The 13,890-nt window shown below is 66.0% G+C and carries 18 protein-coding genes and 1 riboswitch; of the genes, 16 read left to right on the forward strand and 2 right to left on the reverse strand.

What is annotated here, in order from left to right; all coding sequences use genetic code 11:
• Nucleotides 1-7: 7 nt before the first annotated feature.
• Complete coding sequence (locus JQK15_RS04905; RefSeq protein ID WP_214863795.1) at nucleotides 8-1,024, reverse strand: acyltransferase family protein; 1,017 nt, start codon at nucleotides 1,022-1,024, stop codon at nucleotides 8-10.
• Between the two features lie 35 nt (nucleotides 1,025-1,059).
• Here JQK15_RS04905 and JQK15_RS04910 point away from each other — a divergent pair, with 35 nt between their 5' ends.
• The 11 genes from JQK15_RS04910 to JQK15_RS04960 all read left to right on the forward strand — a co-directional run bounded on the left by JQK15_RS04910 (nucleotide 1,060) and on the right by JQK15_RS04960 (nucleotide 8,151).
• Nucleotides 1,060-1,689: a nicotinate-nucleotide adenylyltransferase gene (locus JQK15_RS04910; protein WP_214863797.1), complete on the forward strand. Its 630-nt coding sequence runs from the start codon at nucleotides 1,060-1,062 to the stop codon at nucleotides 1,687-1,689.
• Nucleotides 1,690-1,701: 12 nt separating this feature from the next.
• A complete protein-coding gene (gene rsfS / locus JQK15_RS04915; protein ID WP_004209841.1) occupies nucleotides 1,702-2,091 on the forward strand; it encodes a ribosome silencing factor in 390 nt (129 codons plus the stop codon).
• Between the two features lie 52 nt (nucleotides 2,092-2,143).
• On the forward strand, nucleotides 2,144-2,566 hold the full coding sequence (locus tag JQK15_RS04920) for a 23S rRNA (pseudouridine(1915)-N(3))-methyltransferase RlmH (RefSeq protein ID WP_004209840.1): 423 nt from the start codon (nucleotides 2,144-2,146) through the stop codon (nucleotides 2,564-2,566).
• Nucleotides 2,567-2,623: 57 nt separating this feature from the next.
• Entirely contained in the window at nucleotides 2,624-3,874 is a 1,251-nt protein-coding gene (locus tag JQK15_RS04925; protein ID WP_214863799.1) for a murein hydrolase activator EnvC family protein, read from the forward strand.
• A gap of 55 nt (nucleotides 3,875-3,929) precedes the next feature.
• A complete protein-coding gene (locus JQK15_RS04930) occupies nucleotides 3,930-4,127 on the forward strand; it encodes a type II toxin-antitoxin system VapB family antitoxin (RefSeq protein ID WP_214863801.1) in 198 nt (65 codons plus the stop codon).
• Nucleotides 4,124-4,501, forward strand: a complete 378-nt coding sequence (locus tag JQK15_RS04935; protein ID WP_214863804.1) for a type II toxin-antitoxin system VapC family toxin — start codon at nucleotides 4,124-4,126, stop codon at nucleotides 4,499-4,501. Before JQK15_RS04930 ends, JQK15_RS04935 begins: the two co-directional genes overlap by 4 nt.
• A gap of 103 nt (nucleotides 4,502-4,604) precedes the next feature.
• Entirely contained in the window at nucleotides 4,605-5,960 is a 1,356-nt protein-coding gene (locus JQK15_RS04940) for a S41 family peptidase (RefSeq protein WP_004209836.1), read from the forward strand.
• A gap of 73 nt (nucleotides 5,961-6,033) precedes the next feature.
• Complete coding sequence (locus JQK15_RS04945; RefSeq protein ID WP_161730448.1) at nucleotides 6,034-6,528, forward strand: disulfide bond formation protein B; 495 nt, start codon at nucleotides 6,034-6,036, stop codon at nucleotides 6,526-6,528.
• Entirely contained in the window at nucleotides 6,525-7,079 is a 555-nt protein-coding gene (locus JQK15_RS04950) for a demethoxyubiquinone hydroxylase family protein (RefSeq protein WP_010336966.1), read from the forward strand. Before JQK15_RS04945 ends, JQK15_RS04950 begins: the two co-directional genes overlap by 4 nt.
• A gap of 15 nt (nucleotides 7,080-7,094) precedes the next feature.
• Nucleotides 7,095-7,655 (forward strand): hypothetical protein, encoded by a 561-nt coding sequence (locus tag JQK15_RS04955; RefSeq protein WP_010336965.1) that lies wholly within the window; start codon nucleotides 7,095-7,097, stop codon nucleotides 7,653-7,655.
• Nucleotides 7,656-7,752: 97 nt separating this feature from the next.
• Nucleotides 7,753-8,151, forward strand: a complete 399-nt coding sequence (locus JQK15_RS04960) for a hypothetical protein (RefSeq protein ID WP_214864000.1) — start codon at nucleotides 7,753-7,755, stop codon at nucleotides 8,149-8,151.
• 9 nt (nucleotides 8,152-8,160) lie between these two features.
• On the opposite strand, the gene JQK15_RS04965 is transcribed toward JQK15_RS04960, so the two are convergent.
• Complete coding sequence (locus JQK15_RS04965) at nucleotides 8,161-8,577, reverse strand: DUF1801 domain-containing protein (RefSeq protein ID WP_214863806.1); 417 nt, start codon at nucleotides 8,575-8,577, stop codon at nucleotides 8,161-8,163.
• Between the two features lie 34 nt (nucleotides 8,578-8,611).
• A riboswitch (yybP-ykoY riboswitch) is annotated at nucleotides 8,612-8,719 on the forward strand.
• 93 nt (nucleotides 8,720-8,812) lie between these two features.
• On the opposite strand from JQK15_RS04965, the gene JQK15_RS04970 reads away from it, so the two are divergent.
• The 5 genes from JQK15_RS04970 (at nucleotide 8,813) to JQK15_RS04990 (ending at nucleotide 13,812) form a co-directional block, all read left to right on the forward strand.
• On the forward strand, nucleotides 8,813-9,391 hold the full coding sequence (locus JQK15_RS04970; protein ID WP_037507236.1) for a TMEM165/GDT1 family protein: 579 nt from the start codon (nucleotides 8,813-8,815) through the stop codon (nucleotides 9,389-9,391).
• 162 nt (nucleotides 9,392-9,553) lie between these two features.
• Nucleotides 9,554-10,483, forward strand: coding sequence for a complex I NDUFA9 subunit family protein (locus tag JQK15_RS04975; RefSeq protein ID WP_214863808.1), 930 nt, complete (start codon nucleotides 9,554-9,556; stop codon nucleotides 10,481-10,483).
• A gap of 183 nt (nucleotides 10,484-10,666) precedes the next feature.
• On the forward strand, nucleotides 10,667-11,476 hold the full coding sequence (locus JQK15_RS04980; protein ID WP_004209815.1) for an undecaprenyl-diphosphate phosphatase: 810 nt from the start codon (nucleotides 10,667-10,669) through the stop codon (nucleotides 11,474-11,476).
• A gap of 165 nt (nucleotides 11,477-11,641) precedes the next feature.
• On the forward strand, nucleotides 11,642-13,093 hold the full coding sequence (locus JQK15_RS04985; protein ID WP_214863810.1) for an NAD(P)-dependent oxidoreductase: 1,452 nt from the start codon (nucleotides 11,642-11,644) through the stop codon (nucleotides 13,091-13,093).
• Nucleotides 13,093-13,812: a DUF2059 domain-containing protein gene (locus JQK15_RS04990; protein WP_214863812.1), complete on the forward strand. Its 720-nt coding sequence runs from the start codon at nucleotides 13,093-13,095 to the stop codon at nucleotides 13,810-13,812. The genes JQK15_RS04985 and JQK15_RS04990 overlap by 1 nt, the downstream gene beginning before the upstream one ends.
• Nucleotides 13,813-13,890: the final 78 nt, after the last annotated feature.

A 13,890-nucleotide genomic window follows, 5' to 3' on the forward strand; every position in this document is an offset into this window, starting at 1 on the left:
TCTCGGGCTAGCTTGCCGCCACTGGCGCGGACGAAAGCGTCGTGGATCCCCGACGACGCGGCCGCGCCTGCATCCAGGCAATCAGCCCCGCAATCGCCAGGCTGGCGGCGACCCCGCCGGCCACGGGCACGCCCAGCATCAACCCCGTCATGCAGACCGGGGCGTGAACGGCATAAAGCGGAAAGGATATCGCCCCCGCCGCCGTCATCCACCGCGATTGTCGCTGCCAGCGAAGCCCGCCCGCCAGCATCAGGGGACAGACCAGCAGGATGAAGACCATGCCACTGATCCAGCCATCCGCGTCGATCACCGTGCCGATGCCGAAATAGAGCGGCATCGCAACCAGGGCCGCCATCGGAGGAACGGCAATGGTCGGCAGGTCACGCCACCAGCGCCACATTATGATTCCCATGCCATAGGCGCACATCACCCGCGGCGGGCCGAAGAGGAAGCTGGCAGGCTGCGCCCCCACGTCCATCCCCACACGACTGGCGACAACCGCGAACAGGGTAGCGCTCAGCAGCACGACATGCACCAATATCCTGGTCGACAAGCGGCGCAGGACAAGGCCGTGGGCCATATTGGCGATCAGTTCCAGGAGGATCGACCAGGCCGGCCCGTTCAACGGATAGAGACGCCCGGCGAAGAGGCTGGGAATCAGTAGCAGATTGGCGAGGGCCACCGGCCAGAGCGACATCTCATTGGTGAGGAGGAAGCCGGGCAGCGCGATCAGTCCGGCGATGGCCATGACCGGCAGGAAGCGTCGATATCGCGCGCGGACGAACGCGCTGGTGGACAGCCCCTGCCCCAGCCGCGCTTCATAGGTGCGCGCCATCACATAGCCGCTCAGCATGAAGAAGAAATCGACCGCCAGATAGCCGTTGCCACGCGCGTCGCCCGTGGTCCAGGTCAGCGCATGGAACAGCAGGACGCTGAGCGCGGCGATCCCGCGCAATCCATCGAATCCGATCAGCCGCCCCTGCATGGCGCGGCTATAGCGGGCAAGCCTTAAGAATCTGCCCATTGCCGCCCCGCCCCCGCGCTGGCATGGCTTGCCCCATGAAAAAGATCGGCCTGCTTGGCGGCTCCTTCAATCCGGCGCATGGCGGGCATCGCGCCATTTCGCTGTTCGCCAGGGACGCTCTGGGTCTCGACGAAATCTGGTGGCTGGTGTCGCCCGGCAATCCGTTGAAGCCCGCCAGGGGCATGGCGCCGCTGCCTGTCCGTCTCGCCCATGCGCAGAAAATCGCCCGCCGCGCGCCGATTCGCGCCAGTGCGATCGAGCGCCAATTGGGCACCCGCTACACCGTCGACACGCTGCGCGCGCTCCGCCAGCGCTACCCCCGCAACCGCTTCGTCTGGCTGATGGGCGCCGACAATCTGGCGCAATTTGGCCAATGGCGCGACTGGCGCGGCATAGCGCGACAGATGCCCATTGCCGTCATCGCCCGTCCGGGCTATGATGACGCTGCCCGTGGCTCTACGGCCATGAGCTGGCTGCGGCGCTTCGTCCGGTCCGCGCGCCAGAGTGCAGACTGGACGAATTGGAGACCACCGGCGCTCGTGCTATTGCGCTTTCGCCCTGATCCAAGATCGGCAACCCTGCTACGGCAGGCGGACCCCCTCTGGCATCGCGAATATGAAGCAACGTGTGTGCGCGATCCGCTCACGCGCCGGATGATCGTCTAGATTGGAGTTTAATTGACCAACCTCGCCCCTGCCAACGATACGGCGCCTGCCGCCGATAGCGTGGCCGCCCTGCACGCCCTTGTCATGCAGTCGCTCGACGACGACCAGGCGCAGGAAACCATCTCCATCCCCCTCGAAGGCAAGAGCAGCATCGCCGATCATATGGTGATCGCGAGCGGCCGTTCGTCGCGTCAGGTCGCGGCGATCGCCCAGCATCTGGCCGAACGGATCAAGAAGGCCACCGGCCGCTCCGCGCGGGTCGAAGGCCTGCCGGTCGCCGACTGGGTGCTGATCGATGCCGGCGACGTGATCGTCCATCTGTTCAAGCCGGAAGTGCGCAGCTTCTACAATCTGGAACGGATGTGGGGCTTCGTCGACGCGCCGGTCGCGGGTAACGCCTGATCCTTGCCGTCGCACCCTTCGACATGGGCGCGATGACAGGCTAGGGGGAGCCATGCTCCTCCACATCATCGCGCGCGGCAAGATCGGGCGCTCGCCCGAAGCCGATCTGGTCGACCGCTATGTCAAGCGGCTGACCATGCCGCACAAGATCACCGAAATGCCCGACCGGGGCGGCAAGCTGCCGCCCGTCGGTCCCGGCACGGTGACGGTGATGCTCGACGAAAAGGGCAAGCAGCTCTCCTCGATGGACTTTGCCCGGCGGATCGAGGGCTGGCGCGACACCGGCACGCGCGAGATCCGCTTCCTGATCGGCGCGGCCGACGGCTTCGACGATGCCGAACGGACCAATGCCGACCTGCTGATCGCCTTTGGCGCCATGACCTGGCCGCACATGATCGCCCGCGCCATGCTCGCCGAACAGCTGTGGCGCGCCTGCTCGATCCTCGCCAACCACCCCTATCACCGCGAAGGCTGAGGCTCGACATGCCCGCGGCTTGCGCCTAGTCAAAGCCCTATCGGGCGGGACAAGCGGTTGAAGCGCAGCATCATCAGCAACAGCATCACGGGCATCGCACTGGCGGGCATCGTGGCCCTTGTCGCCACGCGCCTGCCTGCCGCGGACGATGCCGCGATCATCCTGCCTGGCACCGCCGGCACCACGCTGGCACAGGAACAAAAGGCGCTGCGCGACGCCCGCCGCCAGTCGGTGGAGGCCGCCGACCGTTCGGTCCGGCTGGAGCGGCAGGCCGGCATGGCCCGTGACGAGGCCGAACAGGCCGGCCGCCGCGCCGCTGCCATGGCCGCCCGCATCCAGCAGGCCGAGGCCGATGTGCAGGCCGCCCAGGCCCGCATCGCCATCATCGCCCGCATGCAGCGCGCCCAGGCCGCGCGTCTCGCCGCCCGGCAGGAACCGGTGGTGCGCCTGACCGCCGCGCTGCAGATGATGAGCCGCCGTCCGCTCGCCCTTGCCCTCGTCCAGCCCGGATCGATCAGCGACGCCGTCCATATGCGCGCGGTGCTGGGACAGGTGCTGCCGGTGATCGAGCAGCGCACAGCGGGCCTGCGCGCCGAACTGGACCGCAGCCGCGCGATCCGCGCCACCGCGCAGCAGGCCGCCGACGCCCTGACAAAGAGCCGCCGCGACCTCACCGATCGCCAAGCCGCCCTGCGCCAGCTCGAAACGCAAAAGCGCGTCGCCGCCCGCGACTATCGCGCCAATGCCGGGCTGGAGAGCGAACGCGCGCTGGCGCTGGGCGAGAAGGCGCGTGACATTGTCGACCTGATGGACCAGTTGGAGGTGGCAAGCGACCTGCGCGATCGCCTGGCGCAACTGTCCGGTCCGGTGCTGCGCCCCGCCCGCCCCGACCAGGCCGGTGCGCCCGCGCCCGACCGCGAGACGCTGGACAGCGGCCCGCCGCCCTATCGCCTGCCGGTCGTCGGCCAGCTCGTCACCGGCATGGGTGAGGTGAATGACGGCGGTGTGCGTTCGCGCGGCCTGACCCTGGTAACCCAGGCCGGCGCCCAGGCAGTCGCGCCGACCGCCGGCCGCATCGCCTTTGCCGGCCCCTATCGCGGCTATGGCCAGATCCTGATCATCGACCATGGCCAGGGCTGGACCACGCTCATCACCGGCCTGCACCGCGTCACCGCCCAGGTCGGCGAGAGTGTGCGCCAGGGCGACCCGGTCGGCCTCACCGCCGCCCAGGGCCGCCCGACAGTGACGATCGAACTGCGCCGCAACGGCCGCCCGGTGGATATCGTGCCGCTGGTGGGGCTGGGCTGAAGCATTGAAATCATCATCATATGATGATAAATATCGTGCCTAAGGAGCATGATATATGCGCACGACACTGGCCCTTGATGACGACCTTGTCTCCAAGGCGGAAGAATATACCGGCATCAAGGAAAAATCCGCCTTGGTCCGGGAAGCGCTGACCGCTCTGGTCCAGCGCGAAGCGGCGCGACGCCTCGCATTGTTGGGTGGCAGCGCGCCCGATATGGAACCGGCACCACGCCGCCGATCGGATCCTGAATGATCCTTGTCGACAGCTCCGTCTGGATCGATCATCTGCGCAGCGGCAATCCGATGTTGACCGATCTTCTCAATGCCGAGGCTGTCCTTTGCCACCCCTTTGTGATCGGCGAATTGGCCTTGGGAAGTCTGCCTGATCGGCACGATTTTCTCGCATTACTGCGTGACCTGCCTAAAGCGACGGAAGCCAGTAATGATGAAGTGCAACTACTGATCGAGGCTGAATATCTATTTGGGCGCGGTATCAGTTATGTCGATGCCCATCTGCTTGCATCGGCACGCCTGACTACCGGCTCGCGGCTATGGGCACGCGACCGGCGGCTGCACGAAAATGCCACGCGATTGGGCATCGCCTGGCAATCCGACCGGCCCCATTAACCCCACGCTCATCGACGCCAGGCAACATTGGTCGAAGCGCGCTTTTGCGTTGGATAGCGAATCGACGTATATCGATCCCTTGATGCGGACTCCAAGGACAGCCATGAAATCCACCTTCCTGCAGGGCGCGGTCGCGCTCGGCGCGCTTGCGCTCATCCCCGCCACCACCGCGGCGCTCGCCGATGGCGAGGCATCGAGCTACAAGGCGCTCGACGAATTCATGGACGTCTTCCAGAAGGTCCGCAGCGATTATGTCGAGAAGGTCGACGACGAGAAGCTGATCAAGGGCGCGATCGACGGCATGCTCGCCAGCCTCGATCCGCACAGCAGCTTCCTCGACGCGCGCGATTTCCAGAATCTGCGCACCCAGACCGAGGGCAGCTATGGCGGCCTGGGCCTGTCGGTCACGCAGGAGGATGGCGCGGTCAAGGTGATTGCGCCCACCCAGGACACGCCGGCCTGGCGCGCCGGGATCAAGGCGGGCGACTATATCACCCACATCGACGGCCAGCTCATCTATGGCGGCACGCTGGACGAGGCGGTGGACAAGATGCGCGGCGCACCGGGCACCAGCATCAAGCTGACCATCGTGCGCACCGGTCGCGACAAGCCGATCGACCTCACCCTCACCCGCGAGATCATCGAGATCAAGCCGGTGAAGTGGGAAGTGAAGAATAATATCGGCGTCATCAACATCGTCAGCTTCTCGGCCAATACCGGCGCCGATGTCCGCTCGGCGATCCGCAGCATCGACAAGAGCCTGGGCCACAAGCCGACCGGCTATATCCTCGACCTGCGCTCCAACCCCGGCGGCCTGCTGGACGAAGCGGTGTCGACCAGCGACGTCTTCCTGGAGCGCGGCGAGATCGTGTCGCAGCGCGGCCGCAACAAGGGCGATGTCGAACGCTATTATGCCAAGCCCGGCGATGACGCGAAGGGCCTGCCGGTGATCGTGCTGGTCGATGCGGGCTCCGCCTCGGCCTCCGAAATCGTCGCCGGCGCGCTGCAGGACCAGCATCGCGCGCTCATCATGGGCGAACGCAGCTTCGGCAAGGGCTCGGTCCAGACCATGCTGCCGCTGTCGAACACCACCGCGCTCAAGCTCACCACCGCGCGCTACTTCACCCCGTCGGGCCGCAGCGTGCAGGAAGGCGGCATCCAGCCGGACATCAAGGTGCCGCAGCTCAGCGACCCGGATTACAAGGATCGCCCCAAGTTCCGCGAAAGCGACCTGCGCCGCCACCTGATCAACGAGATCAAGACCGACGACGCCGCGCTGGAAGAGGACAGCAAGGAAGATCCGCGCTTCGCCCAGACCGCCGAGGAGCTGAAGAAGAAGGGGATCGAGGACTTCCAGCTCGATTATGCGCTCAAGACCATTTCCCGCCTCGCCGGCACGCCCGGCGCCACCATCGCCCAGGCGCAGCAGGCCGCTGCGCGCAAGCCCGGCGCGAAATGAGTCGTGCCCGTTCGGATGACCGGACGGGCAAGTTCAGCATGACGAAAGGCGGACAAGGGTTTAAGCGGGCGATATGAACAGCTTGTCCCCCGCCTTGGGCCGCGCCCGCCTGCTTGCCCTGCTCGTGCCCGTGATCGCGCTGGGCACGGCCTATGCCTCCCAATATCTGGGCGGCCTGCATCCGTGCGAAATGTGCTGGTGGCAGCGTTATCCCCATATGGCGGCGATCCCGCTGGCGCTGGTCGCCTATGCGCTGCGCGGCCGCGCCTGCATGAGCGGGCTGTTTGCCGGTTTCGCCGGCATCGCCATCGGCATCAGCGGCGCCATCGGCCTGTTCCATGCCGGGGTCGAATATGGCTGGTGGGAAGGGCTGACCGCTTGCTCGACCACGCCGACCGGCGGCAGCAGCACCGATATTTTGAGCCAGATCATGGCAACGCCGATCACCCGTTGCGATGTTGCGCCCTGGAGCCTCTTCGGCATTTCGCTGGCAGGCTATAACGGCCTCTTGTCGGGTGCGGCCGCGCTCGCCATCTTGGCCCTGCTGCTGAAAGCGAGGAAGGCATGAGCGCCACCAAGGATTTCCCCCGGCCGGGCCGTCGCACGAACAAGGTCGATCGCGCCTCCATGGTGCGCGTCGACCAGGCGGGCGAATTCGGCGCGGTGCGCATCTATGCCGGGCAGCTTGCGGTGATGGGCGATCGCCATCCCTATGGCCGGCTGATCGCCGGCATGGCCGCGCAGGAGGAACGCCATCGCGCCGCTTTCGACGCGCTGATCGCCAAACGCGGCGTACGGCCGACCGCGATCCATCCGATCTGGAATGTCGCCGGCTTCGCGCTGGGCGCCGTGACCGCCGCGATGGGGCCGAAGGCCGCCATGGCCTGCACCGCCGCGATCGAGACCGAGATCGACCTTCATTATGAAGAACAGTTGCAGCAACTGGGCGAGGATGATCCGGAACTCTCTGCCCTGATCAAGGATTTCCAGGCGGAGGAGGTCGAGCATCGCGACGCCGCCATCGCCCATGGCGCGGAACAGGCCCCGGCCTATCCGCTGCTGTCCGGCGCGATCCGCCTGGGTTGCCGCGCCGCCATCGCGCTCTCGAAGCGCATCTGAACAAGGGACGGACCGATGATGAAGACCCCGTTGATCGCTCTGGCGGCCGGCCTGATGCTGGGCACCGCCGCCCCCGCGCTCGCGCAGCAGGACAGCGCCCCCACGGCCGCCACCAGCACCGGCTCCGAAAAGGTCAATCTGGTCATCGTCTATGGCGATGATGCCTGTCCCCAGAGCCAGGGAGATGGCATCGTCGTGTGCGCGCGCAAGGGCGAGGAGGAACGCTACCGCATTCCCGAGCCGCTGCGCGGCGATCCCAACAAGCCCAGCAACCAGGCCTGGGGCGAGCGGGTGAAGTCGATGGAATATGTCGGTCGCGACGGCACCGAAAGCTGCTCGCCGGTCGGCGGCGGCGGCGCCACCGGTTGCTTCGCCAAGCTGTCGCGCCTGGCCAAGGCGGAACGGCAGCAGGCCGACAATGCCAGCTGGAAGGATCTGGTCGAAGCCGAGCGCGCCAGGCGCCTGTCGACCATCGACGCCGACAGCGAGGCGATCGAAAAGCGCGTTCTGGCCGAGGAAAAGGCCGACGCCGATGCCAAGAAGGCGCAGGAACAGGAAGTCCCGCCCCGGCCGTGACGGCATGGGGCGTCCTGCGGCGTCTGTTCATATCGATCCCGCGCCAGTGCAGCGCGGGACGAACGGGGTGCAACCGGGGCGAATGAAGGAATTGATGATGCGTCTCCCCCGCCCCCTGCTGATCGCCGGCCTGGCCGCGCTGGCCCTGCCCACCGCGCCGGCCGTCGCCCAGGATGATCCGCCGCAAAAGATCTTCAACCTCATTGTCTATGGCGATGATCCCTGCCCGACGGGCGAGGGCGAGGAAATCGTGGTCTGCGCCCGCAAGCCCGAATCCGAACGCTATCGCATCCCCAAGAAGCTGCGCGAAAAGCCCGAAGAAGTGGGTGGCCCCGGCTGGGGCAGCCAGGTCGCGACGATGGAACAGACCCAGCGCCAGATCCTGCCCAACAGCTGCTCCGCCATCGGCAGCAACGGCTTCACCGGCTGCACCGCCCAGATGCTGCAACAATGGTTCGCCGAACGGCGGATGCAGCAGAGCAGCAGCACGCCCTGAGCGCTTTTCCTAGCGCGGATACAGCCCGTCCATATGCGCCAGGCTCTGCACGATCAGCGCCTCCAGCGCGCCCATGTCGATATCGGCCAGCCGCTTGACATAGAGGCAGCCCTTGCCGCGCCGATGCTTGCCCAATGCCATGAAATCGGCGTCGTAGAGACCGGCGAGATAGAAGACCAGTTCCGCCTTGCGCGGCGAAAAGCCGATCCGGCACATGTCGCCCTCGCGCCCGCTGTCATAGCGATAATGATAGCGGCCAAAGCCGATGATGCTCGGTCCCCATAGCCGTGGCGGCTCGCCCGACAGCCGCGCCATCAACGCCGCGACCATCCGACCATCCGCCTGTCGTTCGGCCGGTTCGACCGTGTCGAGATAGGCGGCGACATCCGCCATCGTCTCCGTGGTCTTGTTCTCGCCCGTCGCCATCGGCTTGCCTTTCGCGGCCTGTCCGACTACAGGCTAGCGCGTCATCTGGGGAGTAGCCAGCCGTTCCGCTGACGGGACGGGCCATATGTCAACATATTTGGCCGAGAGGCCATGGCATATGGGATGCGGTATCAGCCGCATCGGGCGAGACCAATGGCATCGGCTTCCCAGTCCGGCCGGGCGGGGAAGGCGGTGGCATTGTGTCTTTTGTCAGAGCCCGGCCCGGACGTTCTTCATGGAAGCCTTCCTCACCTCCACCGCCCTCGTCGCGCTCGCCGAAATGGGCGACAAGACGCAGTTGCTGGCCATGCTGCTCGCCACCCGCTTTCGCAAGCCGGTGCCGATCATCCTGGGCATCTTCGTCGCGACCATCGCCAATCATTTCCTCGCCGCGCTGGTCGGCCATTCGATCGCCGGGGTGCTCACCCAGCCATGGTTCCGCTATGCCGTGGCGGGCAGCTTCATCGCCATGGCGCTCTGGACGCTGGTGCCCGACAAGATCGATGAGGATGCGCCGCTCAAGGCCCCGTCGAAGGCCGGCGTGTTCGTAACCACGCTCGTCGCCTTCTTCCTGGTCGAGATGGGCGACAAGACCCAGGTCGCGACCGTGGCGCTGGGCGCCCAGTTCGACAATCTGCTCGCCGTCACCGCCGGCACCACCTGCGGCATGATGCTGGCCAATGTCCCGGCCGTGCTGTTCGGCGAAGCACTGGCGAAGCGCGTGCCGATGCGCGCGCTGCAGATCGGTGCGGCCCTGCTCTTCCTGCTGCTGGGCCTGTGGATGATCGCCGGACTGCAGGGCTGGATCGGCTGATTGGCTGGTCGCGTTTTCCGAGTCATCGGGTGATATCACCCGATTAGAAAACGCTCCAGAAATCGGAACACCGCCGCCGGCGGGCGGTTGTCAGCGGGCGGCGGAAGTTGCAAGGGAAACGGCACGAACTTTCCCCTTTTCGAACAGCATGGGACGCGCGTGATGAAGGACAATCTGGTAACCATCTTCGGCGGCGGCGGCTTTCTCGGGCGCCAGGTCGCCCAGGCGCTGATGGCACGCGGCGCGCGCGTCCGCATCGCCCAGCGCGACCTCGCCAATTCGGTCAAGGTGAAGGCGCTCGGCAATCTGGGCCAGACCCAGTTCGTCGCGGCCAATATCCGCAAGCCCGACACCGTCGCCCGCGCCCTGCACGGCAGCGACATCGTCATCAACCTGGTCGGCATATTGAGCGGCGATTTCGACGCCGTCCAGCATGAGGGCGCCGCCAATGTCGCCAAGGCGGCGGCCGCCGCCGGCGTCACCGCGCTAGTCCATGTCTCGGCGATCGGCGCCGACGCCAACAGCCCCTCGGCCTATGGCCGGTCCAAGGCTGCGGGCGAAGCCGCCGTGCTGGCTGCCTTCCCGACCGCAACCATCGTGCGCCCGTCGATCATCTTCGGCCAGGAGGACCAGTTCCTCAACCGCTTCGCCGGCGTCGCCAGCAGCGGCCCGGTCGTGCCGGTGATCGGCGCCGCCACGAAGTTCCAGCCCGTCTATGTCGGCGACGTTGCCGAGGCGATCGCCAACGCGGCGCAGCAGCCCGGCCTCTTTGGCGGCAAGACCTTCGAACTCGCCGGCCCGCAGGTCATGAGCATGAAGGAAATCAATGCCTGGGTCGCCAAGGCGATCGGCCGGGGCGACAAGCCGCTGGTCGAAGTCCCCGGCGCCTTCGCCTCGCTGCTGGCGATGCTGCCCGGCGGCCCGATCACCCGCGACCAGCTCGCCATGCTGGGCCAGGACAATGTCGCCGCGCCCGGCGCGCCGGGCCTTGAGGCGCTGGGCGTCGCCCCCACGCCGATGGCCGCCGTCGCCGAACGCTGGATGGTCCCCTATCGCAAGCATGGCCGCTTCGCCGGCCGCGTGAAGGCCTGATCCATTCCCGCCATCGGCTCGACGGGCCGATGATCGGCCACGACCGGCCGTGGCCATGCCGCTTTGCCTTTTCGCTGCACTGCGGCATGGTGCATCCCTGACATATAGGCATTGCCCGGCCCTCTCCCTTCGCGGGGGGAGGGCTTGGCTTATGCGCCCCCTGCTTGAGGATCCGACATCCCCATGGACATGCATTATCTGACGGTCATCCTGCTCGGCATCGTGGAGGGATTGACCGAATTTCTCCCCGTGTCCTCGACCGGCCACCTCATCCTGGCGAGCGAGCTGCTCGGCTATGATGCGTCGGTCTGGGCGATGTTCAACGTCATGATCCAGCTCGGCGCGATCCTCGCCGTCGTCGTCCTCTACTGGCGCACCTTCTGGGCAGTGGCCATGGGCCTGCTCCGCCTCGATCCGGTCAGCATCCGCTTCGTGCGCAACCTACTGGTCGCCTTCATCCCCGCCGTCGTCATCGGCCTTGCCCTACACGACTATATCGACACGCTGCTCGGCTCGCCCCGCGTCGTCGCCGTCGCGCTGGTGGTCGGCGGCGTCGCCATCCTGGTGATCGAACGCCTGATCAGGGAACAGCGCTTTCACGGCATCGCCGACATTCCGCTGGTCCGCGTCATCGGCATCGGCTTCATCCAGTGCCTTGCCATGGTGCCGGGCGTCAGCCGCTCGGGCGCGACCATCATGGGCGCGCTGACCCTGGGCGTCGAACGCCGCACCGCCGCCGAATTCAGCTTCTTCCTCGCCATCCCGACCATGCTCGGCGCCTCGACGCTAGAACTGCTCAAGAAGGGCGACCAGCTCACCAGCGCCCAGGTCGGCTGGGACAGCATCGCGCTCGGCTTCATCGTCTCCTTCATCGTCGCGCTGCTGGTGATCAAATGGTTCGTCGGCCTGGTGTCGCGCCATGGCTTCGCACCCTTTGCCTGGTATCGAATCATTGCCGGCATCGGCGCGCTGGTCTGGCTCAGCCTGAGATAAGGCCGATACGGACCTAATATTTGAAAGATAATTACAGCGCCGCGACAGTCTTTTCCCAAACCGCCAGATAATAGGTCAACTTAACTGTCCTAAATGTTAGAATCCGCGTGACTCCGCGGGTTTTCCTGCTATGCGCACTGCAAACAATCGTTGCAGGGAAATGCCATGGCTGAAAATCCGATGCTGAAGTTCGTGGGCAAGGAACAGGCCTATCCGGAAAAGCGCGGCGCTGATGCGCGCGCCGAGGACTTTCTGGAAATCAGCAAGTCCTTCATTCTGGACAAGGCCGAGGAACAGGCGTCGCGCTGCTCGCAATGCGGCGTGCCCTATTGCTCGACCCATTGCCCGCTGCACAATCATATCCCCGACTGGCTGCGCCTGACCGCCGAAGGGCGCCTGCGCGAAGCCTATGAACTGTCGAACCTGACCAGCACCATGCCGGAAATCTGCGGCCGTATCTGCCCGCAGGACCGTCTGTGCGAAGGCAATTGCGTGATCGAATTTTCCGGCCACGGATCGGTCACCATCGGCTCGGTGGAAAAGTTCATCACCGACACCGCCTGGAAGGAAGGCTGGGTCGAACCGCTCGTCCCCGGCGCCGCGCGCGGCCAGTCGGTCGGCGTCATCGGTGCCGGCCCCGCCGGCCTCACCACCGCCGAATATCTGCGCGGCGCGGGCTATGAAGTGCATGTCTATGACCGGCACGACCGTGCCGGCGGCCTGCTGACCTATGGCATCCCCGGCTTCAAGCTGGAAAAGGATGTCGTCATGCGCCGCGTCCAGCGCCTCAAGGACGGCGGCATCATCTTCCACGAAGGGTTCGAGGTCGGCCGCGACGCCAGCATGGAACAGCTGCGCGCCAAGCATGACGCGATCCTGATCGCCACCGGCGTCTACAAGGCCCGCGACATCAAGGCGCCGGGCGTCGGCGCACCGGGCGTGGTCAAGGCGCTCGACTATCTCACCGCCTCCAACAAGGCGGGCTTCGGCGATGCCGTGCCCGGCCATGAAGATGGCACCCTGCTTGCCACCGGCAAGAATGTCGTCGTGATCGGCGGCGGCGACACCGCGATGGACTGCGTCCGCACCGCCATCCGCCAGGGCGCCAAGTCGGTGAAGTGCCTCTATCGCCGCGACCGCGACAATATGCCCGGCTCGCAGCGCGAAGTCGCCAATGCCGAGGAGGAAGGCGTCGAGTTCGTCTGGCTGACCGCGCCGATCGCCTTCGAGGGCACGGAGCATGTCACCGGCGTCAAGGTCACCAAGATGCGCTTGGGTTCGCCCGACGCATCGGGCCGCCGCGCGCCCGAGCCCGATCCGGGCAGCGAACATACGCTGGAAGCCGATCTGGTCATCAAGGCGCTGGGCTATGATCCCGAAGACCTGCCCCGCCTGTTCGGCGCCGACGACCTGTCGGTCACCCGCTGGGGCACGCTGCGCGTCGATCACAAGACGATGATGACCAGCATGGACGGCGTCTTCGCCGCCGGCGACATCGTGCGCGGCGCATCGCTGGTGGTCTGGGCCATCCGCGATGGCCGCGACGTGACCGACCATATGCACAAATATCTCAAGGCCAAGGCCGTCGCCGCCGCCAGCGAGAAGGTTGCCGCCTGATGCGCCTCGCCTTCCTGTCCCTGTTTCTGCTGGCGGCCCCGGTCGCCGTGCAGGCGCAGACGCCAGCGGCGCCTGTAGCCGCCGAGCAGCCGGTCGATCCGGCTCTGCTCGCCAAGGCGCAGCCGATCGCGGCCCTCATCCTGCCCGACGGCACGATGGAAAAGATGATGGGCCCGATGATGCAGAAGATGATGGGCCCGATGATGGACAGCATGACCAAGATGCCCATCCGCGAGTTCCTGAAAGTCGGCGGCATCGACCCCGAACGGGCCGAAGGTCTGAGCGAAGGCACGATGGAGGAAATGATGGCGATCCTCGATCCCAATTTCCGCAAGCGGATGGACGTGATCGTCAACACCATGATGCCGGCCATGGGCCGCTTCATGGGCCGTTACGAACCGGACATGCGCGCCGGCATGGCGGAGGCATTTGCCTATCGCTACAATGCCACCGAGTTGGATCAGATCGCCGCCTTCCTGAAGACGCCGACCGGCGCCAAGTTCGGCGAGGGCTTCATGCAGCTGGCAACCGACCCCCATTATATCGGCCGCATGCAGAAGATCATGCCCGACATGATGAAGGCCATGCCGGAGATCATGCAATCCTCCCAGGCCGAACTCGCCAAGCTGCCCAAGCCGCGCACCTATAAAGACCTGACCAAGGCCGAACGCGACCGCCTCACCGCATTGCTCGGGGCGGACACGCAAAAGGCAAACTGACGATCGACGCCGGCACGCCGGCACCAACAGAATGAAGGCGGCCGTGCCCCAAGAAAGGGACGGCCAGATGCAAGGGTA

This window comes from Sphingobium sp. BHU LFT2, from assembly GCF_018604485.1.
Classification (GTDB): Bacteria; Pseudomonadota; Alphaproteobacteria; order Sphingomonadales; family Sphingomonadaceae; genus Sphingobium; species Sphingobium yanoikuyae_A.

Bases quoted from the DNA above. Each gene is read 5' to 3' on its own strand.
- JQK15_RS04910 (WP_214863797.1), top strand. From the start codon at position 1,060: ATGAAAAAGATCGGCCTGCTTGGCGGCTCCTTCAATCCGGCGCATGGC.
- JQK15_RS04985 (WP_214863810.1), top strand. From the start codon at position 11,642: ATGGCTGAAAATCCGATGCTGAAGTTCGTGGGCAAGGAACAGGCCTAT.
- JQK15_RS04980 (WP_004209815.1), top strand. From the start codon at position 10,667: ATGGACATGCATTATCTGACGGTCATCCTGCTCGGCATCGTGGAGGGA.
- JQK15_RS04955 (WP_010336965.1), top strand. From the start codon at position 7,095: ATGATGAAGACCCCGTTGATCGCTCTGGCGGCCGGCCTGATGCTGGGC.
- JQK15_RS04990 (WP_214863812.1), top strand. From the start codon at position 13,093: ATGCGCCTCGCCTTCCTGTCCCTGTTTCTGCTGGCGGCCCCGGTCGCC.
- JQK15_RS04965 (WP_214863806.1), bottom strand. From the start codon at position 8,577: ATGGCGACGGGCGAGAACAAGACCACGGAGACGATGGCGGATGTCGCC.
- JQK15_RS04905 (WP_214863795.1), bottom strand. From the start codon at position 1,024: ATGGGCAGATTCTTAAGGCTTGCCCGCTATAGCCGCGCCATGCAGGGG.
- JQK15_RS04930 (WP_214863801.1), top strand. From the start codon at position 3,930: ATGCGCACGACACTGGCCCTTGATGACGACCTTGTCTCCAAGGCGGAA.
- JQK15_RS04970 (WP_037507236.1), top strand. From the start codon at position 8,813: ATGGAAGCCTTCCTCACCTCCACCGCCCTCGTCGCGCTCGCCGAAATG.
- JQK15_RS04975 (WP_214863808.1), top strand. From the start codon at position 9,554: ATGAAGGACAATCTGGTAACCATCTTCGGCGGCGGCGGCTTTCTCGGG.
- JQK15_RS04960 (WP_214864000.1), top strand. From the start codon at position 7,753: ATGCGTCTCCCCCGCCCCCTGCTGATCGCCGGCCTGGCCGCGCTGGCC.
- JQK15_RS04920 (WP_004209840.1), top strand. From the start codon at position 2,144: ATGCTCCTCCACATCATCGCGCGCGGCAAGATCGGGCGCTCGCCCGAA.
- JQK15_RS04935 (WP_214863804.1), top strand. From the start codon at position 4,124: ATGATCCTTGTCGACAGCTCCGTCTGGATCGATCATCTGCGCAGCGGC.
- JQK15_RS04940 (WP_004209836.1), top strand. From the start codon at position 4,605: ATGAAATCCACCTTCCTGCAGGGCGCGGTCGCGCTCGGCGCGCTTGCG.
- JQK15_RS04945 (WP_161730448.1), top strand. From the start codon at position 6,034: ATGAACAGCTTGTCCCCCGCCTTGGGCCGCGCCCGCCTGCTTGCCCTG.
- JQK15_RS04950 (WP_010336966.1), top strand. From the start codon at position 6,525: ATGAGCGCCACCAAGGATTTCCCCCGGCCGGGCCGTCGCACGAACAAG.